Genomic DNA, 23,196 nt, shown 5'->3' with positions numbered 1-23,196 from the left:
TCTCACCGCCGAGGACGACCGGGATGATCCCGGCCTCGCAGGCCAGCCGGCGGGCCTCGGCCGCGGTCAGGGCGTCGCCCCCCGAGCCCGAGGGAGGCGGTGGCGAGCTCGGCACGCAGCTGGTCGAGCGTCATCATCACGAAGAGGGTGGTCGCATCGCCGCCGTGGTGTGGCAGGAGGTCGACGTCGAGCCGCTCGAGCAGGTCACGGAGCGCCTGGCCGAGCAGCCGGTCGTACGGCGCACGCCGGCCGTCGGCCTCGAGCGCCTGCTTGCGGGGCTGGGCGAAGGCCTCCAGGCAGGTGCGCAGGCGGACACCGACCGCGTCGGGCACCGTCGCGCTGATCCGCGTCGTGCCGTCGCCCTGCGGCCTGATCGTGAGCGACGTACGCCGCGCGGCGTCCTGCTCCTCCTGGGCCAGCAGGAGCGCCTCCGCAGCCTCGCCGTCATCCTGACCGACCACGGCCTGGAGGCGTCGGCCGAGCACGGCCAGCCGCCGCGGGTCGAGACTCTTCGCCTCGGCCACCATCAGCTCCTCCGCCTCGACCCGCTGGGCGGTCGTGAGCGTGTCGGCCACCCGGTCGAGTGCGGAGGCGATGACCCGCGCCTGCTCGAGGCTGACCCTCCCCTCGGCGAGCGCCTCGGACAGCAGCAGCCAGCGCTCGAGGGCCTCCGCGAGGCGACCGTCGCTGCGGGCCGCTCGCCCGTCCACGGGCAGCGACGCCGCCAGCCAGCCGGCGACGTCGCGAGCTCCGTCGCGCTCCGCGAGATCACCCGCCGAGGCCATCACCCGCAGCCGCAGCGCCGCCAGCTCCGCCTCCGCGGCCACCAGCTCGCGCAGCACCTCTGCCTTCTCCCCGGTACGCAGATAGACCGGCTGCGCGTCGCGGACCCCGGCCAGCGCCGCACGCACCGCGTGCACAGCCTCGATAAGCGCAGCGGCCACGACACACCTCCTGACGCATGGAGAAGCAGACTCGACATGCGACGTACGGAGGCCCGCGCCCGCGCGGACTATTGCAAAACCGATCCGTCTCGGTCGGGGCTTCGACGGCTGCTCGCCTGCTCAGCGCATCAGGCCGACACCTCACCCGACAACCTTAGACTAATCGTACTCGTGTTCGATTCGATACGCAATCGGTTCTCCACCAGAACTCAGGAGCGCGTGCGACCTTCGCGGATCATCTCGAGCGCCTGGGCGACGCGGCGATCCCTGGTCTCGTCCTTCTTCGCCTCCGCCACCCAGCGGGCGAACTCCTTGCGGTGGGTGAACGCCAGCCCGTCGTACGCCGCCTTGGCCGGCGGGTCCGCCGCCAGGGCCGCGGCGAGCGCGGGCGGGACCTCGACCTCACGAGGCGCCTGGTCGAGGGCGAGGGACACCTCGACGGTCTCGCCGGCCTCGACGCCGACCTCAGCGCGAACCGCCTTGTTCAGCCCCATCAGGAACTCCCCGCCCATCCGGGCGACCCGCAGCCGCACGGCGTGGCCGTTGATGGCGGCCACGACGGGGAACGTCTTCGCGCCTTCGCCGACCGTCGCCACCTGGTCGTCGTCGAGCACCACCGCGGCCGCGGGGCCGCGCTTCTGCAGCGTCGTCGTGAACGTGGTCGTCCCCATGGGCCGCAACGTAGCGGCGCGGGCATGCGCCCGCCACCGCATTCACGGCGTCAGTAAGGCCGGGAGGCCCGTCTCAGTGCGACGGCGGTGGCGAGCGCGGCCGCGGCGGCCTCGTAGCCCTTGTCCTCGTGCGATCCCTCGAGCCCGGCCCGGTCGAGCGCCTGCTGCTCGTCGTCACAGGTGAGTACGCCGAAGCCGACGGGGGTGAGGTGGTCGAGCGCGACCCGGTTGAGGCCGTCGGTGGCCGCGCGGCAGACGTAGTCGAAGTGCGGCGTGCCGCCGCGGATGACGACACCGAGGGCCACGATCGCGTCGTACCCGCCCTTCGCCAGCGTCGCCGCAGCGACCGGGAGCTCGAACGTGCCCGGTACGCGGACCACGACGGGCTCCTCGACCTTGTGGTCGTCGAACGCCCGCCGGGCGCCGGCGAGCAGGCCGTCCATGACCTGCTCGTGCCAGCTCGCGGCCACCACCGCGACGCGGAGGTCGTGGCAGTCGGCGGGCTCGGGCTTCGGGGCTCCGGATCCGCTCACTGGTCAGCTCCTTCGGTGAGGTCGGCAATCGCCAGGTCGGGCAGGACGTGGCCCATCCGATCACGCTTGGTGAGCAGGTAGGCGAGGTTGTGGTCGTTCGGCCGCGGGGTGAGCGGGACCCGCTCGGCGACGGGTACGCCGTAGTCCTCGAGGTGCTCGACCTTCTCCGGGTTGTTGGTGAGGAGCCGGACCGAGGCGACCCTGAGGTCGCGCAGGATCTGGCTCGCCGCGCCGTAGTGGCGGGCGTCGGCGGGCAGCCCGAGGTCGAGGTTGGCGTCGACCGTGTCGCGGCCGCCGTCCTGCAGCTGGTAGGCCTGCAGCTTCGCGACCAGCCCGATCCCGCGGCCCTCGTGGCCGCGCAGGTAGACGACGATCCCGCGGCCCTCCTTCACGATCCGCTCCATCGCCTCGTCCAGCTGCGGGCCGCAGTCGCAGCGCCGGCTGCCGAAGACGTCGCCCGTGAGGCACTCGCTGTGCACCCGGGTGAGCACGCCCTCGCCGCCGGAGACGTCCCCGTGGACCAGGGCGACGTGCTCCGAGGCGTCGTCGGCGAGCGTGTAGCCGTACGCCGTGAAGTCGCCGTACGCCGTGGGGAGGCGGGTCTCGGCGCGCCGCTCGACGAGCACCTCGGTGCGACGCCGGTAGCGGACGAGGTCCTCGATGGAGATCATCGCCAGTCCGTGCTCGTCGGCGAACTCCCGCAGCTCGGGCGCGCGCTTCATGGTGCCGTCGTCGTTGACGATCTCGACGAGGACGCCGGCCGGGGTGAGCCCGGCCAGCCGGGCCAGGTCGACGGCGGCCTCGGTGTGGCCGCGGCGTACGAGCACCCCGCCCTCGCGGTAGCGCAGCGGGAAGACGTGGCCCGGTCGGGTCAGCTCCCACGGCTCGGTGGCGCTGTCGGCGAGGGTCCGGGCGGTGTGGGCGCGGTCGGCGGCGGAGATGCCGGTGGTCACGCCGTCGCGCGCGTCCACGCTCACGGTGTAGGCGGTGCGGAGCTTGTCCCGGTTGTGGGGAGTCATCAGCGGGATCTCGAGCCGGTCGAGCATGTCGCCCGGCATCGGCACGCAGATGACGCCGCTGGAGTGGCGGATGGTGAAGGCCATCAGCTCCGGCGTGGCCCTCGCGGCGGCGAAGATGAGGTCGCCCTCGTTCTCACGGCCCTCGTCGTCGACCACCACGACCGCCTTCCCGGCCGCGACGTCGGCGATCGCCCGCTCGACGCTGTCGAGCTTCACTCCCCCATAAGAGGTCGGCCCGTGCTGGGTCGGCGAGGTCATGACCGGTCCCCCCGATCCTGTCCAGCCCGATCCTGTCCAGCCCGATCCTGTCCAGCCCGATCCTGTCCAGCCCGATCCTGTCCGGCCCGATCCTGTCCGACCAGCAGCTTCTCGACGTGCTTGGCGATGATGTCGACCTCCAGGTTGACCTGGTCCCCGACCTCGCGATGGCCGAGCGTCGTGCGGGACAGGGTCTCGGGGATCAGGCTCACCGAGAACCGGTCGGCATCGACGTCGACAACCGTGAGCGAGACGCCGTCGACGGCGATCGAGCCCTTCTCCACCACGTACCTCGTCAACTCGGCCGGAAGCGAGACCTCCACCACCTCCCAGTGCTCACTGGGCGTGCGCGCGAGGACGGTGCCGACGCCGTCGACGTGCCCCTGCACGATGTGACCGCCGAGCCGGGTCTGCGGCGTCACCGCACGCTCGAGGTTGACCCGGTCGCCAGGTCGTACGCCGCCGAGCGACGTGCGCTTGAGCGACTCCCGCATGACGTCGGCGGTCCAGGCGCCGTCCTCGAGCGAGGAGACCGTGAGACAGCAGCCGTTGACGGCGATCGAGTCTCCGAGCGCGACGTCGGTGAGCACGGTCGCGGCGCCGATGGTGAGACGGCACGCGTCGCCCTGGTCCTCGAGCGCGGCCACGCTGCCGAGCTCCTCGATGATTCCGGTGAACATCAGGTCTCCTTCTACGACGCCACAGTCGGTCGCGGTCGGTGCTGCTGCGGCTCGAGGGTGAACCGCACATTGGGCTCCTCGCCGTCCACCGCGGGGAGCACCGTCACGTCGGTGACCCGCGGCCGGAAGGCGTCAGAGATGGTCGTGATGCCGAGGTCGGCGACGGCGCTGCGGCCGGCCCCGAGCAGGAGCGGGGCGACGTAGACGACGATCTCGTCGACCACCCCTTCGCTGAGGAAGGCCGCCGCCAGGGTCGGCCCGCCCTCCAGGAAGACGTGCCGCTTCTCGCGCCGCCAGAGCTCGGCGAGCGCCTCCTGCGGGTCGCGGGTGCGCAGGTGGACGGACTCGGCGCGGTCATCGAAGATCCGGCTCGTCGCCGGCAGGTCGCGCTCCCCCATCACGGCGCGCAGCGGCTGCGTGCCGACCGGCCGCTCGTCCGCGTCGCGGACGGTGAGCGCGGGGTCGTCGACGGCGATGGTGTTGGTGCCGACGAGCACCACGTCGCAGAGCCCCCTCAGGCGGTGGGAGTCGAGGCGGGCGGCCCGCGAGGAGACCCAGCGGCTGGTGCCGTCGGCGGCGGCGCTGCGCCCGTCGAGCGTGGCGGCGAGCTTCCAGGTCACGAACGGCCGCTGCCGCTCCGTCGCTACGGTCCAGACCCGGTTGAGCGCCCGTGCCTCGTCGCCCAGCAGCCCCTGCTCCACCTCGACGCCCGCCGCCTTGAGCGCCTCCGCCCCGCCGGCGGCGAGGGGGTTGGGGTCCGCCTGGGCGAACACCACCCGGCGTACGCCCGCGGCCACGAGCGCCTGGGCGCACGGTCCCGTCCGGCCGGTGTGGTTGCAGGGCTCCAGGGTCACCACCGCCGTGGCACCCCGTGCGCGGTCACCGGCGCGGGCTAACGCGTCGGCCTCGGCGTGCGGTGTGCCGGCGCCACGGTGGTGGCCCTCGGCGATCGTGGCGCCGTCCTCGTCGAGGAGGACGCAGCCGACGCGCGGGTTGGGCCACAGGGGTACGCCGGGGCTCGCGGCCAGCTCGAGCGCGCGCCGCATGGCGGCCCGCTCACCCGTCTCGCTCGTCATCTCCTTGCCCCTCATGTCCGGACGCGGACTCCGGGGCTGCTCCCGGCGGGGCCGGTCCGAGGGGCCGGCGACGTCGGGCCGCGTGCTTCTTCCCATCCGGACTTTGACCGTCGGTCCAGGACTTGCACCTGGTCAACCGGTCACTGGCTGTGACCGGGTCGCGGACTTCTGAGCGAAGGCATTCGCCCAGTCACCGCCGGCTCGGAATTTCACCGACCCCAGAGCACGCGAGTACGAAACTCGTCCCCTGCATCATGGCACATCGCCGAAGAGGCGGGCGCCCGGTCTCACGACGAGACGGCCGACTCCGCCCTGGCGCGGAGCGCGGCGACCATCGCGTCCGGGTCGTCGGCGGAGTAGACCGCGCTGCCGGCGACGAACACGTCGGCACCCGCCTCCGCGCAGCGCTCGATCGTGTCGAGCGAGATGCCTCCGTCGACCTGGAGCCAGGTCTCGACGCCGTGCTTGTCCATCAGCGCGCGGGCGCGGCGGATCTTGGGCAGCACCAGGTCCAGGAACCTCTGCCCGCCGAACCCGGGCTCGACGGTCATCAGCAGCACCATGTCGAGCTCGGGCAGCAGGTCCTCGTACGGCTCGATCGGCGTCGCCGGCTTCAGTGCCATGCTCGCCCGGGCGCCCTTGGCACGCAGCTCACGGGCCAGCCGCACGGGCGCCTTCGCCGCCTCGACGTGGAACGTCACCGAGGCGCAGCCGGCCTCGACGTACGCCGGCGCGTGTTGGTCGGGCGCCTCGATCATCAGGTGGGCGTCGAGGGGGACGTCGGTCGCCTTGCTCAGCGCCTCGACCATCGTCGGACCGAACGTCAGGTTGGGGACGAAGTGGTTGTCCATCACGTCCACGTGCACCCAGTCGGCGCTCCCGATCCGGCCCACCTCGGCACCGAGCGCGGCGAAGTCGGCGTTCAGGATCGACGGGGTGATCTGGATCGAGCCCATGGCCGGAAGCCTAGTGGGAGGAAAAGTAGAGTAATCCAGTGGACTTCTCACGGGGCGGGGCCGCGATGGGGCCCCGTGCGGTTGCTACCGTGACCGGGCCTTGATCCCAGACACGACGATCCCTCCGTCCGCGCCCCGGCTCCGGGGCGCCGGATCGGCGTCCCCGCACGCGCGGGGAGCACAGACGGGCTCGACCGCCTTCCGGCCCGACATCCAGGGCCTGCGGGCAGTCGCGGTGCTGTCGGTGATCGCTGCGCACGCCGCCGTCAGCGGCCTGGCGGGCGGGTTCGTCGGCGTCGACGTGTTCTTCGTGATCTCGGGCTACCTGATCACCCAGCAGCTGCTGCGCGAGGCCGCCCGGGACGGCCGCGTCTCGCTGCTCGGCTTCTACGCCCGCCGAGCCCGGCGGATCCTCCCGGCGGCGACGCTGGTGCTCGTCGCGACCGTCGCCATGACCGCGTGGCGGCTCGGCTCGGCGCAGACGGCGACGGTGGTGACCGACGCGATCTGGTCCTCGTGCTTCCTCGCCAACGTCCACTTCGCGCAGCAGGGCACCGACTACTTCGCGCAGAGCCTGCCGCCGTCGCCGCTGCAGCACTTCTGGTCGCTCTCGGTCGAGGAGCAGTTCTACCTCGCCTGGCCCCTGCTGATCCTCGGCTGCCTGCTCCTCGCCCGGCTCCGCCGCCTACGCGGTCGTACGCCGGCGGCCGACTGGCCCACGACCGTCACCGTCGTCCTCGGCGCACTCGTCGCCGCGAGCCTCGCCTGGTCGTGGTGGGCCACCTCGCACAGCCCGCAGACGGCGTACTTCTCCACACTCGCCCGCGCCTGGGAGCTCGGCCTCGGCGCGGTCGGCGCCGGCGTCGTCGCCCGCGTCCGCAAGGACGCGCTGCCACCTTGGGCCGCGCAGGCGGCGACCCTGCTCGGTGCCGTGATGATCGGCTGGACGCTCGCGTCGTACGACGGCGGCACGCCGTTCCCCGGCACGGCGGCGCTCCTCCCGGTCCTGGGCAGCGCACTCGTGATCGTCGGGGGCGCGCTCGCCCAGGGCCCGACGGCGGTCGGGCGCGTGCTCGCGGTCGCGCCACTGCGGCGGGTCGGCGACTGGTCCTACTCGCTCTATCTGTGGCACTTCCCGCTCCTCGTCATCCCGGAGGTCCGGGCCGGGCACGAGCTCGACGGCACCACGCGGCTCGGCCTGGTCGCGCTCGCGATCGTGCTGTCGGCGCTGTCGTACGAGTTCGTCGAGACGCCGTTCCGGACCGGCCGGCTGTGGCGGATCCGGTGGCGCGCGGTCGTGCTCTACCCGCTCTCGGTGGTCCTGGTGGTGGCTCTCGGAGCCGCCGGCAACGCCTACACCCGGCACGTCGACGCGACCCGGGGGCACCACCCCGCGATCACGCTGCCCGCGGACTGGAGGAAGCACGCGACCGGGGAGGGCAAGCACCGGTCGGTGGCGCTGCTGCGGGAGTCGGTCCGCGCGGCGAAGGAGGACCGGCCGATCCCGACCGACCTCTCCCCCGACCCGGCCGACCTCGCGGACAGCTATGCCTACCTCGGCGAGTGCGACTACGCGACGACCGGCTCCACCGAGCTCTGTGTCCGCGGCGACCCGCACGGCTCGAGGACGATGGTCGTGCTCGGCAACTCACACGCCCGGCACTGGGTCCCGGCCCTGGACAAGATCGCGGAGCGGGCCCATCTCAAGACCTACTACCTGGCCCGCTCGCAGTGCCCGGCGGCCATGATCACGCCCGACGTCGCCCACGAGACCCAGCCCGACACGGACTGCGCGGACTTCCACACCTGGGCGGTCGAGCAGATCAAGAGGCTCCACCCCGATCTGCTGGTCATCTCGTCCTCCCAGAACTTCGGCGCCATCCACACCGACGACGGCGTACGCCACTCCTCGACCGACGAGGTGCGGAAGCTGGAGTACCAGGGCTACCTCGACATGCTCGACCTCGTCGTCCCGGCGGCGAAGCGGACGGTCTGGATCCGGGACATCCCGTCCGTCCCCGGCGCCTCGGACCCCGGCACCTGCCTGGCGGTCCATCGCACCCTCGGCGCGTGCGCCTTCCGCACGAACGACAAGCAGCAGGCCGAGGCCGACCTCCAGATGAGGGCGGCCCGGGCCCGAGGGGTCAAGACGGTCGACATGGACGACTGGTTCTGCTGGCGCGGGCTCTGCCCATCGGTCGTGGGGGACACGATCGTCCGCCGCGACTTCGCCCACATCACCAACGAGTACTCCGCGAGGCTGGCCGCCCCGCTCGGACGCAAGCTCGGCCTGTGGTGACGGCGCAGGTCACCAAGCGCCGCCGGTCCGAACTCCCGGTGAGGCACGCCGTCCGGGCTCCCCGGCCGGGGCCGCCGGCGCTGATAACTTGCCAGCGTTGTGAGTTCCGAGACGGCCCCGGCGACACCGATGCGGCGCCCCGGTCCCGCCACCGCGACCCTGCCTGAGACCGGTCCCGGGGTGACCTCCGGGGGCTCGGTCGACCGTGCCCGGCAGCGCTCCGACATCCAGGGCCTGCGCGCGATCGCGGTGCTCGCCGTCGTGGCCGTCCACGTGGGCATCTCGAACGTCACCGGCGGCTTCGTCGGGGTCGACGTCTTCTTCGCCATATCCGGCTTCCTCATCACCCAGCAGCTGCTCCGCGAGGTCGAGCGCGACGGCCGGCTCTCGCTGCTCGGCTTCTACGCCCGCAGGGCTCGGCGGATCCTGCCGGCGGCGACGCTGGTGCTGCTCGTCACCTGCCTGTACTCCGCCTGGCAGCTCGGCTTCGTGCGCACCCGGACCGTCGTGACCGACGCGATCTGGTCGGCGGGGTTCGCGGCCAACATCAGGTTCTCCCGGCTGCAGACCGACTACTTCGCCGCCGACCTGCCGCCCTCGCCGCTCCAGCACTTCTGGTCGCTCTCGGTCGAGGAGCAGTTCTACCTGGTCTGGCCGGTCGTGGTGCTGCTGTGCGCCCTTCTCGTACGCCGGGCGCGGGCTCGCGCGCGGCGCCGCAACGGGGCCGAGGTCCAGCGCCGCCCTGCGGAGGCACGCCGGTGGCTGACGGTGAGTGTCGCGGTCCTCACCGTGGCCAGCCTGCTGTGGTCGGCCCAGATGACCTCGGGGAACCCGGAGGCGGCGTACTTCTCGCCCTTCACCCGGGCCTGGGAGCTCGGCCTCGGTGCCCTCGCCGCGCTCGCGATCCGCGACGACGCGGTCCAGGACGCGACCGCCCGCTGGCGGGCCCAGGCGCTCTCCCTGGCGGGCGTCTTCCTCATCGTGTGCGCGTGCCTGCAGTTCAACGACGCCACGCCGTTCCCCGGTACGCCGGCGCTGGTGCCGGTCCTCGGCAGCGTCTTCATCCTGGTCGCGGGGTCGCTGTGGCACGGGCCGACGATCGTGAACCGGCTGCTGTCCGTGCGGCCGCTGCGCGTGCTCGGCGACTGGTCGTACTCGCTCTACCTGTGGCACTTCCCGCTGCTCGTGCTGCCGCAGATCCAGGCGGGCCACGACCTTGCGTGGTGGCAGAAGGCGCTGCTCCTCGTCGCCGCCGTGGGGCTGTCGGCGGCGTCATACCGCTATCTCGAGCAGCCCTTCCGCCGGATCGGGCGGCGCCGCCTCCGGCGGCTTCCGGTGCTGCTCTACCCGGCGACGCTCGGGCTCGTGCTCGGCGGCGGCTGGACCGCCAACCACTGGTCGACCTGGCTGGCCGACGACGGCTACCACCCGGCGATCACGCTCACCGACCAGAGTGCGACGGACCCCTCGCCGAGCGCCTCACCCAGCAGCTCCCCCGGTGCCTCCTCGACGCCGACGACACCGCCGGCGGAGCCGGACCACACCCTCGACCTGCTCCGTGCCTCGGTGGTGGCCGCCGAGAAGGACCGGCCGATCCCGTCCACGCTCCATCCCCGCTTGGAGGACCTCGCGTCCGACAAGGAGGACGTCGGCTCCTGCGACTACCTCGCCGGTAGCCGCAAGCTGTGTCTGCGCGGCGACCCCGACGGCACCAGGACGATGGTGCTCATCGGCGACTCCCATGCCCGGCACTGGATCCCGGCGTTCGACCGGATCGCCGAGCGGGCCCACTACAAGGCCTACTACCTCGTGATGCCGCAGTGCGTCGCGTCGCTGGTCACCCCGGACGTCGTGCACAGCACCGAGCCGTTCACCGCCTGCCCGGCCTTCCACAGCTGGGCGATCGCGCAGATCAAGAGGCTCCACCCCGACCTGCTCGTCGTCTCGTCCCGGCCCGTGACCGGCGGCATCCACACCTCGACCGGTCGTCACACCGACAGCAGCACCGTGGCCAAGGCGGCGTACGCCGGCTACGTCGGGCTGCTCGACGACGTGAAGTCCTCCGCAGGGCGGACGGTGTGGATCCGCGACATCCCCGCGATCACCGAGGACCCCGGCACCTGCCTGAGCACCCACCACGACCTCGGCTCCTGCCTGTTCCAGCCCGACGCGACCCAGCAGGCGGGCGCCGACCTGCAGATGAAGGCCGCGCACGCGCGTGGGGTCCGCACGGTCGACATGGACGACTGGTTCTGCTGGAAGGGCGAGTGCCCGAGCGTCGTCGGCTCGGACGTCACCCACCGCGACACCCAGCACATGACGACGGCGTACTCCGCCACCCTGGCGCAGCCGCTCGGGACGAAGCTAGGCCTCTGGTGACCCCGCCGTCTCGGGTTCCGGCGGCGTCTCCCTGCCGGCCCGCTCGTCCCGCTCGGCCCACTCCAGCAGCGGCGCGAGGTCGAACACGTGGTCGTCGATGTCGTGGTGGAGGTCGCCGAGGGCGGCGAAGCGTGCCGGCACCGTCGCGATCGTGAAGTCCCGCGGGTCGACGTCGGCTACCTCGTCCCAGCGGACCGGCGTCGACACCCGCGCGTCGGGGACGCCCCGGACGGAGTAGGCCGCCGCGATCGTGTGGTCGCGGGTGTTCTGGTTGTAGTCCACGAACAGCTGCGTCGGGTCCCGGTCCTTGCGCCACCAGGTCGTCGTGACGTCCTGCGGTGCGCGCCGCTCCACCTCGCGCGCGAAGGCCAGCGCCGCCCGGCGTACGTCGTGGAAGCCGTGGTCGGGCGGGATCCGCACGTAGACGTGCAGCCCCTTGCCACCACTGGTCTTCGGGTAGCCCGTGGCGCCGAGCTCGTCGAGGATCTCGCGTACGACGCCGGCGACCCGCTGGACGGTGGAGAACCGGCACTCGGGACCGGGGTCGAGGTCGATGCGCCACTCGTCGGGCTTCTCGGTGTCGGGGCGGCGGCTGTTCCACGGGTGGAACTCGACGGTCGACATCTGCACCGCCCAGACCACCGCGCCCAGCTCGGTGACGCACAGCTCGTCGGCGGTCCGGCCCCAGCGTGGGAAGTAGAGCCGCACCGTCTCCACCCACGGCGGCGCGCCGGCCGGGAGCCGCTTCTGGTGCACCTTGTCCCCCGCCAGGCCCTTCGGGAAGCGGTGCAGCATGCACGGCCGGTCGTAGAGCGCGTTCACGATGCCCGGCCCCACGGCGAGGTAGTAGTGGACCAGGTCCAGCTTCGTCGCCCCCGTCTCCGGAAAGTAGACCCGGTCCGGGTTGGAGACCCTGATGACACGGTCGTCGACCTCGATCTCCACCGAGGGGCTCGCCGACGCCATGGGGCCGACGATAACCGGTCGGAGGATCCGCCCCGCCTGTGTCAGGGTTCGCGCATGGGCGAGGTGCGCGAATTCTGGCGGCAGTGGCACCGCGGGTACGACGACCCCGGCTCCACCCTCTCGTGGCGGCTCTCGCAGGTCCGCTGCCTGGTCTCCGGGTCGCTCGACGAGCTCGAAGGCCCGGTGCGGCTGCTGAGCGTGTGCGCCGGAGACGGACGGGACGTGCTCGGCGTGCTCGAGGAGCGTCCCGATGCCGACCGCGTCTCCGCCACGTTGCTCGAGCTCGACCCGGTGCTCGCCGAGCGCGCACGAGCGCGGGCCGCGGCGGGCGGCTTCGGGGTCGACGTCCGGACGGTCGACGCGGGCGTCACCGACGCGTACGCCGGCGCGGTGCCCGCCGACCTGGTGCTGCTGGTCGGCATCTTCGGCAACATCAGCGCCGAGGACATCCGGCGTACGGTCGCCGCGGTGCCCGCCCTCGCCGCTCCCGGAGCGAGGGTGCTGTGGTCGCGCGGCCGCTCGCTCGCGGACGACGACCCGACGGACCGGATCCGCGGCTGGTTCGCGGACGAGGGGTGCACGGAGCTCGACTTCGTCACCCTGGAGCGCGGCCACCGGCCGTCGCTCGGCCTCGCCCGCTTCGACGGCGAGCCCCGCTCCCTGGTGCCCGGCGGGCGGCTCTTCACCTTCGTGCGCTGACTGCTCCTACAGTCACCTCGTGGACTTCGACCAGCCGCCCGTCGTACGCGTCGAGACGGATCCGGACCGCGAGCCGCTGCCGCCCGGGGAGTGGCCGCTGACGATCCCGGCGGTCGCGCAGCTGGTCGACGAGGGGCTCGACCTGCCGAAGGGGGTCACCTTCCTGGTCGGCGAGAACGGGTCGGGCAAGTCGACGATCGTGGAGGCCGTGGCGACGGCGTACGGGCTCAACCCGGAGGGCGGGTCGGTGCAGGGCCACTACTCCACCCGCGAGTCGGAGTCGCCCCTGCGCCAGGTGCTCCGGCTGCGGCGCGGCCTGGGGGCTGGACGCTGGGGGTTCTTCCTCCGGTCCGAGACGATGCACGGCTGGTACACCTTCCTCGAGCAGAACCCGTCCCACACCGCTCGGACGGAGCCGCCGTTCCACGAGATGAGCCACGGCGAGTCGTTCCTCGAGGTGCTCCGGCGCCGGTTCGACTCGACCGGCTTCTACTGCCTCGACGAGCCGGAGGCGGCGCTGTCGTTCATGTCGACGATGGGGCTGATCGCGACCCTCGACGCGGTCGTGCGGGACGGTGGGCAGGTGCTGTGCGCGACCCACTCGCCGGTGCTCGCCGCGATGCCGGGCGCCACGATCCTCGAGGTCGGTGAGTGGGGCCTGCGGCGTACGGCGTGGGAGGAGCTGGAGCTGGTCAGGCACTGGCGCAGCTACCTCGACGACCCGCGGCGCTACCTGCGCCACGTGCTGGACTGATCGGCCTATCGGTCAACGGCGCCGGAGCAGGGCGAGGAACATCGCGTCGGTGGCGTGCCGGTGCGGCCACAGCTGGACGGTGCCGGGCAGCGGGCCCGCGGCGTCGGCCACCCCGCCGACGGCGCCGGAGACCGGCCCGAGGGAGGCGTCCGGACGCTCGGCGAGCACGGTCTCGACCACGCCGCGGGTCTCCTCCAGGACCGGTGAGCAGGTGGAGTAGAGCACGATGCCGCCCGGACGAACCAGGTCGAGCGCCGCGCCGAGGAGCGCCCGCTGGAGAGGCACGAGCGCCTCCAGGTCGGCCTCCTCGCGCCGCCACCGCGCCTCGGGACGGCGACGGAGCGCGCCGAGGCCCGTGCACGGGGCGTCGACGAGGACCCGGTCGAAGGAACCGACCGGGAAGGGCGGCGCCGTGCCGTCGCCGGCGACGACGCCGGCGGTGCCGGGCACGAGCCGTCCGGTCGCCCGGTCGGTCAGGTTGCCGAGGACCAGGCCCGCCCGGTGGGGCTGGCGCTCGTTGGCGGTCAGCTGCGCGCCCCGCTCCCCGGCCAGCGCGGCGAGGAGGGCGCTCTTGCCGCCGGGGCCCGCGCACAGGTCGAGCCAGCGCTCGCCGCCGGCGCCGTCCACGGGAGCCTCCGCCAACGCGAGCGCCACCAGCTGCGAACCCTCGTCCTGCACACCGGCTCGCCCCTCGGCCACGGCGGGCACGGCGCTCGGCGAGCCGGAGCCGACGACGACGCCGTGGGGCGAGTACGCCGTCGGGGTGCCGCCGGCCGCCTGCTGGAGCAGCTCCTCGCGGGTGGACCGCCCGGGCCGGGCGACGAGCGTGACCCGGGGAGGCACGTTGTCGGCCGCGAGCAGGGCGTCGAGCTCGTCACGGCTCGCACCGGCGGCCGCGAGCGCCTCCGCGAGGTGCCTGACGACCCAGCGCGGGTGGCTGTGGGCGACCGCCGCCCAGCCGTCGTGGTCGGCGGCCGGGTCGGGCGCGACCCGCGCGATCCACTCGACGAGAGAGCTGCCGGCCACCTTCCTCAGCACCGCGTTGGCGAACCCTCCCGCGCCCGGCCCGACCTTCGACCGGACGAGGTCCACGGTCGTACTGATCGCAGCGTGGTCGGGCACGCGCATCGCGAGCAGCTGGTGACAGCCCAGCCGCAGGGCATCGAGGACCTTGGCCTCGACCTTGCTGAGCGGTCGGTCGACGCACGCGGCCAGCACGGCATCGTACGTCCCCTGTTGCCGCAGCGTGCCCGACGCCAGTTCTGTCGCGAACGCCGCGTCCCGGCCCTCCAGTCCGAGACGGGCCAGGACGTGGGGCAGGACCAGGTTGGCGTACGCGCCCTCGACGCGGACCGCCTTCACGACCTCGTACGCCGCGAGCCGCGCGGGGTCGACCGGCCCGCCGCCGCGGCGGCGAGGGCCGGGCGGGCGGCGCCGGTCAGGCCTCGAAGGCGGCACCGGACTCCAGACGTACGCCGCGGGCCCAGTCGGCTGCCGGCATCTCCTTCTTGCCGAAGGCCTTCACGAGGCCGAGCCGCACCGCGGTGGTCGCCGTGCCGACCAGCACCTCGTTCTTGCGGACGACGAGCTCTCCCGGCGCCGGCCGCTGGTCGGGACCGTCGGCACCGTCGGTGAGGGTCACCGGCCCGACCTTGAACCGCTCGCCGCCGAAGAGGGTCCACGCGCCCGGCGCGGGCGTGCATGCCCGGATCCGCCGGTCGACGGCCACCGCCGGCTCGGTCCAGTCGACGCGGGCGTCCTCGACGGTGATCTTCCCGGCGTAGGAGACGCCGTCGGCGGGCTGGGGGCGTGCCTCGAGCGACCCGTCCTCGATGCCGTCGAGGGTGGCGACGAGCAGGCCGGCGCCGCCCTCGGCGAGGGTGGTCAGCAGGCTTCCCGCCGTGTCGTCGGGGCGGATGACCTGCGTCATCACGCCGTAGGTCGGGCCGGCGTCGAGCTCCTTGACGATCCGGAAGGTGGTCGCGCCGGTGACCTCCTCCCCCGCCCAGATCGCGTGCTGGACCGGCGCGGCACCACGGTAGGCGGGCAGCAGCGAGAAGTGCAGGTTGACCCAGCCGTGGGGCGGGATGTCGAGGGCCGACTGCGGGACGAGCGCGCCGTAGGCCACCACCGGGCAGCAGTCCGGCGCGAGCTCCTTCAGCGCCGCCTGGAACTCCGGGTCGCGGGGGTGCTCCGGCTTCAGGACGGGTACGCCGAGCTCCTCGGCGCGCCGTGCCACCGGGCTGGCGACCAGCCTGCGGCCGCGACCGGCGGGCGCGTCGGGCCGGGTGACCACGCCGACGAGGGCATGGCTGCTCGCCGCGATCGCGTCGAGGGCGGGCAGCGCCACCTCGGGCGTGCCCGCGAAGACGACCCTCACGTCAGAATCCCAGCCCGTTGGTGCGGTGCGGGCTGACTTTGACTGTCGGCCTCTCGAGGCCGAACCAGTCGGACTCGCGGATCTCCTTCATCGCCGCCTTCCGGGCAGCCTCGTCGAGCCGGTCGATGAACAGCACGCCGTCGAGGTGGTCGGTCTCGTGCTGGAGGGCCCGGGCGAGGAGGTCGGAGCCCTCGACGACGACGGGCTCGCCGTGCATGTCGAACCCCCTGGCGACGACCAGCCTGGCCCGTCGGCAGTCGTAGGTCAGCCCCGGCAGTGACAGACAGCCCTCGTCGCCGTCCTGCGTCTCCTCGGACAGCGAGAGGTCGGGGTTGACCAGATGGCCGACCTCGCCGTCGACGTACCACGTGAAGACCCGCAGCCCCACCCCGATCTGGGGCGCCGCGAGTCCGGCCCCCGGGGCGTCGAGCATGGTGTCGGTGAGGTCGGCGACGAGCTTGCGCAGCTCCTTGTCGAAGTCGACGACCTCGGCCGCCGGCTTGCGCAGGACCGGGTCGCCGAAGAGGCGGATGGGCTGGATCGCCACGCGGGCTCCTTCTGTGTTGACGCTCAGCGCCAAGTCTAGAGAGACGGCGGATCGACCTGGATCCTGACGGGGTCCAGCTTGCGGGCCGACCGCAGCCGCTGGAGCTCGCCGAGTGCGGCCGAGAGCGCCGGTCCGTGGGCGCGCGGGACACGGACGACCGCGCGCCACTCCCCGCCGTCGCGCTCCGGACCGTCGATGAGCACCGGGCCGAGCACCTCGCCGCCCTCGGGCAGCCGGAGCAGGGTGAGCGCGTCGTCGACCGCACCGGCGCCGCCGGTCAGGGTCGCGAGCCGCGAGGCGGGCGGCAGATGGGTCTCGGCGCGCAGGTCGGCCTCGCGGCGGGCGAAGCCCGGCTGGTCCCAGCGCAACAGCGCCTGGAGCACCGGCAGAGCCGGGTCGCCCACGACCAGCGCGCGACCTCCTGGCCGGGCGAGGGCGACGGCGTTGCTCCAGCGCCGCAGCGCCTCCTCCTCGGTGCGCAGGTCGGGACGGCCGAGGAGCAGCCAGGTGTCGAGCAGCACCACGGCGGCATAGCCCGCGCCGTTGCACGTCCCCTCGCCGACCACCGGCTCGGCACCCGGGGTCGCGACGACCACGGCCGGCCGGTCGGGCACCGTGGCCAGCACCCGCTCGCCCGAGGACGTGACCACCCGGACGCCGGGGAACATCCGGCCGATCTCCTCGGCGGTGCGCGCGTCGCCGATCACGGGTGCCCGCAGCCCGCGCCCTCCGCACTCCCGGCACGCCCAGGCCTCCTCGACACGCCCGCACCAGCCGCACTCCGGCGGCGCGGTCGGGCCGGTCAGCCGCAGCGGACCCTGGCAGGCCGGGCAGCGCGCCGGCGTACGACACGTCTCGCAGGCCAGACCGGCGGCGTAGCCGCGCCGGGGGGTCTGAAGCAGGACCGGACCTGCGGTCAGGGCGTCGCGGAGCGTCTCGTGGGCCTCTCGGGGGACCCGCGAGGCACGGGTGAGCGGGTCACGCTCGAGGTCGAAGTCGCTGGCGCCGGCGATCTGGACGATGAGCCGCTCCCGGGCGAGCGCCCGCGCCGGCCGGATCTCGTGGGCCCACCCGGAGCGCAGCAGGTGGTCACCCTCGACGGTGCGCGCGAACCCGCCCACCAGCGCCGCTGCGCCCTCCCGCTCGGCGCGCAGCAGGAGCACCTCGCGAGCGTGGGGGTAGGGCGCGCGGGGCTCGGAGAGCAGGTCGTCGCCGTCGTCCCAGACCGCGACGAGCCCGAGCCGCCGGACCGGGGCGAACGCCGCCGCCCGGGTGCCGACGGCGACCCGGACGGTGCCGCGACTGACCCGCAGGAAGTCGCGGTAGCGCCGCGCCGGGCCCGCCTCGGCGGTGAGCGCCACGTGGCGCCCGATGCCGAGCACCCGCGTGAGCGCCGCGTCGAGCCGGGCGACGTCCTTGCCGTCGGGGACGACGACGAGCGCACCGCGCCCCGACGCGAGCGTCGCGGCCACGGCGTGGGCGAGCAGCTCGGCGGCGTCGGTGCCGGGCGCGGCGTGCCAGACCGCCCGCGGAGAGCCGCCCGACGCGAGGTGGCGGAGATAGGCGTCGGCCGGCTCGTGGCCCGCCCACGCCTGCACGGCCGCCGCTGGGTCCCAGGCGGGGCCGGGCGGCGGCTCGGGCGAGGACTCCTTCTCGGCCGTCGCGTGGCGCGGCGGCACCGCCAGCCGGAGCACGTCGGAACGGGTGCCGGCGTAGCGGGCGGCGACCTCCGCCGTCAGCGCCGCCACCTCCGGAGAGAGGACCGGCTCGGCGCTGACGACCCTTCGCAGAGGCTGCAGCCGACCCTGGTGGCTCGTCTCAGACGTCCGCTCCAGCACGAACCCGTCGACGTCCTGCCCGGCGAACCGCACCTTCACCCGCACCCCCGGCCGGACCTCCGCCGCCATCGCCGCGGGCACGGCGTAGTCGAAGGGGCGGTCCAGGTGGGCCAGCGGCAGGTCGAGCAGGACCCGGGCGACCGGGTCGGCGTCGGCGATCTCCGCGGCCGCGGCCTTGCGCGCCCGCGTCGCCGCCGCCTTCGCCCGACCCTCCCTCACCTTGTCGCGCACGAGACCGGGCAGCTCGAGCTCGGCTGCCTGGTCGGACGCGGCGGATCGGGTCATGGCCGCAGTTCTACCAGCGCCGCCTGACACTTCCGCCGGCTGGCGAGGCGGCCCTGTGGAAACAGGGCGCCCGCTCTACGACGCCCGCTGGCTACCGGTGCGTAACCTCCGGTGCGCTCGCAGGTTAGGCGAGGGGAAGGCAGACGCCGCACTCCGCCCCGGGAGGCCCCCGTGTCGCTCACCGCCCGTACCGTCCGCACCGGCGCCAGGATGCTCGCCGCCCCGGTCGCGCTCGTCGTCGCCCTGGGCCTGCTGCTCGGCCTGCCGGAGCCGGCGCCCGGCGTACGCCTCGCCTCCTCGGCGGCAGCTAGCGGCGCGCGGTCCGGCTGGCTGGTGGGGCGCGGGATCGCCGACGTGACCGGCGAGGCGCAGGGCGTCGGGATGATGGGGTACGCCGACTTCACCCAGGTCACCGACGGCATCCACATGCGCCAGCGGTCCCGGGCGTTCGTCCTGGTCGACCGCACGACCGGCCGCCGCTTCGTCCACGTCGTCGCCGACATCGGGATGATCTTCGGCAACATCCGCGACGCGGTGCTGGCGAAGCTGCGGCAGCGCTACGGGTCTCTCTACGGCGAGCAGAACGTCATGCTCACCGCGACGCACACGCACTCCGGCGTCGCCGGCTTCTCCCACGACGACATGTACAACCTGATGGCCCTCGGCGCCCACGACCAGACCACCCAGGCGATCGTCGACGGCATCTACACCTCGATCGTGCGCGCCACCGACGACCTCGCGCCCGCGACCCTCAGCCTGTCGCAGACGCACCTGACAGACGCCAACAGGAACCGGTCCAAGACGGCGTTCGACCGGGACCCGAAGCGCGACCGCTCCTACTTCCCCGGCGCCCACGACACGCTGAGCACCACGCTCAGCGTCCGCCGCGGCGGGAGGCTCGTGGGCGTCATCAACTGGTTCCCGGTGCACGGCACGAGCATGCCGACGACCAACAGGCTGATCAGCCCCGACAACAAGGGGTACGCCGAGTACCACTGGGAGCGCCAGGTCCGCGGCGTCGACTACCTCGGCCAGACGGACCCGGCGTTCGTGGCCTCCTTCGCCCAGACCAACGCCGGCGACATGTCGCCCAACCTCGACCTCGAGCCCGGCAAGGGTCCCACCGACGACCCGTTCACGAACACCCGCATCCTCGGCACCCGCCAGTACGCCGCCGCGATGCGCAGCGCCAACTCCTCCTCCCAGGAGACGCTGACCGGCGGGCTGGACTACCGGCTGGTCTACGTCGACATGGCCGCCCAGACCGTCTCGGGCCGCTACACGCCCGACGGGAAGGTCCACCACACCTGCGCGGCCAAGCTCGGCGCGGCTTTCGCGGCAGGCAGCACCGAGGACGGCGGAGGCGGGCTGCCGGTCGTGCACGAGGGCAAGGACGGCGGCAACCCCGAGTTCGACGCCACCAGCGCCGCGCTCTACGCCGCCTCCCCCGGCCTGAAGGACTGCCAGTCGCCCAAGGAGATCGCCATCCCGGCCGGCGCGCTCGACCAGGTCCAGCACACCCTCCCGGTGCAGCTGGTCAGGATCGGCGACCTCTACCTGATCGGCCTCGGCCAGGAGGTCACCATCGTCTCGGGGCTCCGGCTGCGCCGCGCGGTCGCGGGCGTCCTCGGCGTACCTCTCTCGCACGTGCTGGTGCAGGGCTACGCCAACGCGTACGCCCACTACCTCACGACCCCTCAGGAGTACGACTCGCAGGAGTACGAGGGTGCCTCCACGGTCTTCGGCCGCTACGAGCTGCCGGCGTACCAGCAGGTCGTCACCAAGGTGGCCACCGCGATGAAGAGGGGCACGCCGCTGCCGCTCGGCGACAAGCACATCGACAGCGCCGTCCCGACCATCTCGGGCGTCCCGGAGAAGCTCCCCGTCGACCTGCCCGTCCCCGGCACGTCGTACGGCGACGTGGTGACCGCCCCCGACGCGAGCTACGCCCCCGGAGGGACCGTCACGGTCGCCTTCTCCGCGGCCTCACCGGACAACGATCTGCACGACGGTGGAACGTTCCTCGCGGTCGAGCGGAAGACCGCGAGCGGCTGGACGCGCGTCGCCGACGACGGCGACTGGTCAACCAAGATCACCTGGGACCAGGACACCGTCGGCACCCGCGCCACGATCACCTGGGACATCCCGAAGGGGACCGCCGCGGGCACCTACCGGATCAGGTACTTCGGCGACGCCAAGGGGGTCGCGGGCGGGCTCACGCCGATCACCGGCACGAGCCCGGGGTTCGCGGTGGTGTGACGAAGCACCGGGGGGCGGAGTCCCCGCCGGCGTCACACCCCGCAGGCGGCCTTGAGGGCCTCGGCGCGGTCCGTCTTCTCCCAGGTGAACTCCGGGAGCTCGCGGCCGAAGTGGCCGTAGGCGGCGGTCTTGGCGTAGATCGGCCGGAGCAGGTCGAGGTCGCGGATGATCGCGGCGGGGCGGAGGTCGAACACCTCGAGCACCGCGGCCTGGATCCGGTCGACCGGCACGGTCTCGGTGCCGAAGGTCTCGACGAAGACGCCGACCGGCTGGGCCTTGCCGATGGCGTAGGCGACCTGGACCTCGGCGCGGCGGGCGAGCCCGGCCGCGACGACGTTCTTGGCGACCCAGCGCATGGCGTACGCCGCGGAGCGGTCGACCTTGGACGGGTCCTTGCCCGAGAAGGCACCGCCGCCGTGGCGGGCCATGCCGCCGTACGTGTCGACGATGATCTTGCGTCCGGTGAGGCCGGCGTCGCCCATCGGCCCGCCGACCACGAAGCGACCGGTCGGGTTGACGAGCAGGCGGTAGCCGTCGGAGGGGATGTCGAACATCGCGAGCACGGGCTCGATGACGTGCTTCTTGATGTCGGGCTGGAGCACCGTCTCGAGGTCGATGTCGTCGGCGTGCTGGGTGGAGAGCACGACGGTGTCGATCCGCACCGGCCGGTTGTCGGCGTCGTACTCGATCGTGACCTGGGTCTTCCCGTCGGGTCGGAGGTACGGCAGCGTGCCGTCCTTGCGCACCTGGGAGAGCCGCTCGGAGAGCGTCTGGGCGATCTTGATCGGCAGCGGGAAGAGCTCGGGGGTGTCGTCGCAGGCGAAGCCGAACATCAGCCCCTGGTCGCCGGCGCCCTGCCGGTCGAGCAGGTCGGCCGACGCCTCGAGACGCGCCTCGTAGCCGGTGTCGACGCCCTGGGCGATGTCGCCGGACTGGCCGCCGATCGCCACCATCACGCCGCAGCTGTGGCCGTCGAAGCCCTTGTCGGAGTGGTCGTAGCCGATCTCCAGGATGCGGTCGCGCACGACCTGCTTGACGTCGACGTAGCCGGTCGTGTCGACCTCGCCCGCGACGACGACGACACCGGTGGTCAGGAGCGTCTCGACCGCGACCCGCGACCGGGGGTCCTGCGCCAGCATGGCATCGAGGATCGAGTCGCTGATCTGGTCGGCGATCTTGTCCGGGTGACCCTCGGTCACCGACTCCGAGGTGAAGAGACGTCCGGTCACAGGAGAGCTCCGTTCAGCGGTTCGTGGTTCATCGAGCAGCAGTCTGGTCGAGAAAGGGTATCGGTCCCCGCGGTCGCGGCGGAGGCGGTCTCATTGTGTCAGCCCCCATATCGGGGAGACAGGCGGCCCGCCGTACGGCGGCTTACGCGGTGCTAGCGGGGAAGGCGGGCGACCACCTGGTCCCAGATGACCTCGGCGAGGGCCGCCTTGGCGCCCGACGGCACCTCGACGACCGCCCCGTCCTTGGCGAGGATGACCGCCTCGTTGTCGGGGCTGCCGAAGACCGCTCCCCCGCTCACGTCGTTGACGACGAGCAGGTCGCAGCCCTTGCGCTCCAGCTTGGCACGGGCGAGGTCGAGGACGGTGCCGGTGTCGTCGCCGGTCTCGGCGGCGAAGCCGACGATCACCGTGTCCGGGCGCGTCCGGTGGTGGCTGATCTCGTGGAGGATGTCGGGGTTCTGGGTGAGCTCGATGGCCGGCGCGGAGCCGTCGGCGGCCTTCTTGATCTTCGCCTCGCTCACGGTGGTCGGCCGAAAGTCGGCGGGAGCCGCGGCCATCACGACGGAGTCGGCGCCGGAGGCGGCGGCTACGACGGCGTCCCTGAGCTGGGCGGTCGTCTCGACCCTGACCACCTTGACGCCCGCCGGGTCGGCCAGGGTGACGTTGGCGGCGACGAGGGTGACCTCGGCGCCGCGTGCGGCGGCGGCCCGGGCGAGGGCGTAGCCCTGCAGCCCCGAGGAGCGGTTGCCGAGGAAGCGGACCGGGTCGAGGAACTCCCGGGTGCCGCCCGCGGAGACGACGACGTGCCGGCCGGCGAGGTCGGTACGTCCGCCGTTGACCAGCACGGAGCGGCACAGCTCGAAGATCTCGACCGGCTCGGGGAACCGGCCCTTGCCGGTGTCCTTGCCGGTCAGCCGGCCCTCGGCCGGCTCGATAACGAGGGCGCCGCGGCGGCGGAGCGTGGCGACGTTGTCCCGGGTCGCGGGGTGCTCCCACATCTCGGTGTGCATCGCCGGCGCGAAGACGACCGGGCAACGGGCGGTCAGGAGGGTGTTGGTGAGCAGGTCGTCGGCGAGCCCGTGCGCGGCCTTGGCGACGACGTCGGCCGTCGCGGGCGCGACGACCACCAGATCGGCGGTCTGACCGATCCGGACGTGGGGCACCTCGTGGACGTTGCTCCACACGTCGGTCGCGACCGGCTTGCCGGACAGGGCGCTCCAGGTGGGCGCGCCGACGAACTCCAGCGCCGCGGCGGTGGGTACGACGGTCACGTCGTGGCCGGACTCGGTGAACAGGCGCAGCAGCTCGGCGGCCTTGTAGGCGGCGATGCCGCCCGAGACGCCGAGAACCACCCTTCGAGACGGTCGCTGCGCGACCTCCTCAGGAACCGCACGGGGCCGCTCCCCGGTCGTGGGAGCGGCCTC

At 73.2% G+C, this 23,196-nt stretch carries 19 protein-coding genes and 1 riboswitch; of the genes, 5 read left to right on the top strand and 14 right to left on the bottom strand.

What is annotated here, in order from left to right; genetic code table 11:
* Positions 1-2: 2 nt before the first annotated feature.
* The 7 genes from ABLE53_RS23925 to rpe all read right to left on the bottom strand — a co-directional run bounded on the left by ABLE53_RS23925 (position 3) and on the right by rpe (position 6,137).
* Positions 3-944: a DUF222 domain-containing protein gene (locus tag ABLE53_RS23925; protein WP_348861690.1), complete on the bottom strand. Its 942-nt coding sequence runs from the start codon at positions 942-944 to the stop codon at positions 3-5.
* A 209-nt stretch (positions 945-1,153) separates the two neighbouring features.
* Complete coding sequence (locus ABLE53_RS23920; protein ID WP_348861689.1) at positions 1,154-1,615, bottom strand: YdeI/OmpD-associated family protein; 462 nt, start codon at positions 1,613-1,615, stop codon at positions 1,154-1,156.
* Between the two features lie 50 nt (positions 1,616-1,665).
* Entirely contained in the window at positions 1,666-2,148 is a 483-nt protein-coding gene (ribH, locus tag ABLE53_RS23915) for a 6,7-dimethyl-8-ribityllumazine synthase (RefSeq protein WP_348861688.1), read from the bottom strand.
* Positions 2,145-3,425 carry a bifunctional 3,4-dihydroxy-2-butanone-4-phosphate synthase/GTP cyclohydrolase II gene (locus tag ABLE53_RS23910; protein ID WP_348861687.1) on the bottom strand — a complete coding sequence of 427 codons (1,281 nt, stop codon included), beginning with the start codon at positions 3,423-3,425 and terminating at the stop codon, positions 2,145-2,147. The genes ribH and ABLE53_RS23910 overlap by 4 nt, the downstream gene beginning before the upstream one ends.
* A complete protein-coding gene (locus ABLE53_RS23905) occupies positions 3,422-4,105 on the bottom strand; it encodes a riboflavin synthase (protein ID WP_348861686.1) in 684 nt (227 codons plus the stop codon). The genes ABLE53_RS23910 and ABLE53_RS23905 overlap by 4 nt, the downstream gene beginning before the upstream one ends.
* Before the next feature lie 11 nt (positions 4,106-4,116).
* A complete protein-coding gene (ribD, locus tag ABLE53_RS23900; protein ID WP_348861685.1) occupies positions 4,117-5,181 on the bottom strand; it encodes a bifunctional diaminohydroxyphosphoribosylaminopyrimidine deaminase/5-amino-6-(5-phosphoribosylamino)uracil reductase RibD in 1,065 nt (354 codons plus the stop codon).
* Between the two features lie 78 nt (positions 5,182-5,259).
* Positions 5,260-5,412: riboswitch (FMN riboswitch) on the bottom strand.
* A gap of 56 nt (positions 5,413-5,468) precedes the next feature.
* Entirely contained in the window at positions 5,469-6,137 is a 669-nt protein-coding gene (gene rpe, locus ABLE53_RS23895) for a ribulose-phosphate 3-epimerase (RefSeq protein ID WP_348861684.1), read from the bottom strand.
* 100 nt (positions 6,138-6,237) lie between these two features.
* Here rpe and ABLE53_RS23890 point away from each other — a divergent pair, with 100 nt between their 5' ends.
* Both ABLE53_RS23890 and ABLE53_RS23885 read left to right on the top strand, forming a co-directional pair.
* Positions 6,238-8,436 (top strand): acyltransferase family protein, encoded by a 2,199-nt coding sequence (locus tag ABLE53_RS23890; protein ID WP_348861683.1) that lies wholly within the window; start codon positions 6,238-6,240, stop codon positions 8,434-8,436.
* A gap of 99 nt (positions 8,437-8,535) precedes the next feature.
* Positions 8,536-10,815, top strand: a complete 2,280-nt coding sequence (locus ABLE53_RS23885; RefSeq protein WP_348861682.1) for an acyltransferase family protein — start codon at positions 8,536-8,538, stop codon at positions 10,813-10,815.
* Here ABLE53_RS23885 and ligD read toward each other — a convergent pair.
* Positions 10,801-11,781 (bottom strand): non-homologous end-joining DNA ligase, encoded by a 981-nt coding sequence (gene ligD, locus ABLE53_RS23880; RefSeq protein ID WP_348861681.1) that lies wholly within the window; start codon positions 11,779-11,781, stop codon positions 10,801-10,803. The genes ABLE53_RS23885 and ligD overlap by 15 nt on opposite strands.
* A 54-nt stretch (positions 11,782-11,835) precedes the next feature.
* On the opposite strand from ligD, the gene ABLE53_RS23875 reads away from it, so the two are divergent.
* Together ABLE53_RS23875 and ABLE53_RS23870 are read left to right on the top strand one after the other, a co-directional pair.
* Positions 11,836-12,480 (top strand): SAM-dependent methyltransferase, encoded by a 645-nt coding sequence (locus tag ABLE53_RS23875; RefSeq protein WP_348861680.1) that lies wholly within the window; start codon positions 11,836-11,838, stop codon positions 12,478-12,480.
* Positions 12,481-12,499: 19 nt separating this feature from the next.
* The gene (locus ABLE53_RS23870; RefSeq protein WP_348861679.1) at positions 12,500-13,234 is read left to right on the top strand and encodes an AAA family ATPase; all 735 of its coding nucleotides are present in this window, start codon (positions 12,500-12,502) and stop codon (positions 13,232-13,234) included.
* A 12-nt stretch (positions 13,235-13,246) separates the two neighbouring features.
* Here ABLE53_RS23870 and ABLE53_RS23865 read toward each other — a convergent pair whose 3' ends face one another.
* Genes ABLE53_RS23865 through ABLE53_RS23850 form a run of 4 tightly spaced genes read right to left on the bottom strand, consistent with a single transcriptional unit; the run spans position 13,247 to position 18,284 of the window.
* A complete protein-coding gene (locus ABLE53_RS23865; RefSeq protein WP_348861678.1) occupies positions 13,247-14,692 on the bottom strand; it encodes an RsmB/NOP family class I SAM-dependent RNA methyltransferase in 1,446 nt (481 codons plus the stop codon).
* Positions 14,673-15,614: a methionyl-tRNA formyltransferase gene (gene fmt, locus ABLE53_RS23860; RefSeq protein ID WP_348861677.1), complete on the bottom strand. Its 942-nt coding sequence runs from the start codon at positions 15,612-15,614 to the stop codon at positions 14,673-14,675. Before fmt ends, ABLE53_RS23865 begins: the two co-directional genes overlap by 20 nt.
* 1 nt (position 15,615) lies before the next feature.
* Positions 15,616-16,161, bottom strand: coding sequence for a peptide deformylase (gene def / locus ABLE53_RS23855; protein WP_348861676.1), 546 nt, complete (start codon positions 16,159-16,161; stop codon positions 15,616-15,618).
* Between the two features lie 35 nt (positions 16,162-16,196).
* On the bottom strand, positions 16,197-18,284 hold the full coding sequence (locus ABLE53_RS23850) for a primosomal protein N' (protein WP_348861675.1): 2,088 nt from the start codon (positions 18,282-18,284) through the stop codon (positions 16,197-16,199).
* A 171-nt stretch (positions 18,285-18,455) separates the two neighbouring features.
* Here ABLE53_RS23850 and ABLE53_RS23845 point away from each other — a divergent pair, with 171 nt between their 5' ends.
* Positions 18,456-20,543: a neutral/alkaline non-lysosomal ceramidase N-terminal domain-containing protein gene (locus tag ABLE53_RS23845; RefSeq protein ID WP_348861674.1), complete on the top strand. Its 2,088-nt coding sequence runs from the start codon at positions 18,456-18,458 to the stop codon at positions 20,541-20,543.
* Positions 20,544-20,575: 32 nt separating this feature from the next.
* Here the strand turns inward: ABLE53_RS23845 and metK are convergent, their stop codons facing one another.
* Together metK and coaBC are read right to left on the bottom strand one after the other, a co-directional pair.
* Entirely contained in the window at positions 20,576-21,772 is a 1,197-nt protein-coding gene (gene metK, locus ABLE53_RS23840; RefSeq protein WP_348861673.1) for a methionine adenosyltransferase, read from the bottom strand.
* Positions 21,773-21,924: 152 nt separating this feature from the next.
* Entirely contained in the window at positions 21,925-23,124 is a 1,200-nt protein-coding gene (coaBC, locus tag ABLE53_RS23835) for a bifunctional phosphopantothenoylcysteine decarboxylase/phosphopantothenate--cysteine ligase CoaBC (RefSeq protein ID WP_348861672.1), read from the bottom strand.
* Between the last annotated feature and the right edge of the window lie 72 nt (positions 23,125-23,196).

The sequence above is a fragment of the Nocardioides asiaticus genome (assembly GCF_040049175.1).
Classification (GTDB): domain Bacteria; phylum Actinomycetota; class Actinomycetes; order Propionibacteriales; family Nocardioidaceae; genus Nocardioides; species Nocardioides cheoyonin.
The sequence above is the reverse complement of the archived record's forward strand: the minus strand, read 5'-3'. Positions and strand labels throughout refer to the sequence as shown.

Bases quoted from the DNA above. Each gene is read 5' to 3' on its own strand.
- ABLE53_RS23920 (WP_348861689.1), bottom strand. From the start codon at position 1,615: ATGGGGACGACCACGTTCACGACGACGCTGCAGAAGCGCGGCCCCGCG.
- ABLE53_RS23910 (WP_348861687.1), bottom strand. From the start codon at position 3,425: ATGACCTCGCCGACCCAGCACGGGCCGACCTCTTATGGGGGAGTGAAG.
- ABLE53_RS23905 (WP_348861686.1), bottom strand. From the start codon at position 4,105: ATGTTCACCGGAATCATCGAGGAGCTCGGCAGCGTGGCCGCGCTCGAG.
- ribD (WP_348861685.1), bottom strand. From the start codon at position 5,181: ATGACGAGCGAGACGGGTGAGCGGGCCGCCATGCGGCGCGCGCTCGAG.
- rpe (WP_348861684.1), bottom strand. From the start codon at position 6,137: ATGGGCTCGATCCAGATCACCCCGTCGATCCTGAACGCCGACTTCGCC.
- ligD (WP_348861681.1), bottom strand. From the start codon at position 11,781: ATGGCGTCGGCGAGCCCCTCGGTGGAGATCGAGGTCGACGACCGTGTC.
- ABLE53_RS23875 (WP_348861680.1), top strand. From the start codon at position 11,836: ATGGGCGAGGTGCGCGAATTCTGGCGGCAGTGGCACCGCGGGTACGAC.
- ABLE53_RS23850 (WP_348861675.1), bottom strand. From the start codon at position 18,284: ATGACCCGATCCGCCGCGTCCGACCAGGCAGCCGAGCTCGAGCTGCCC.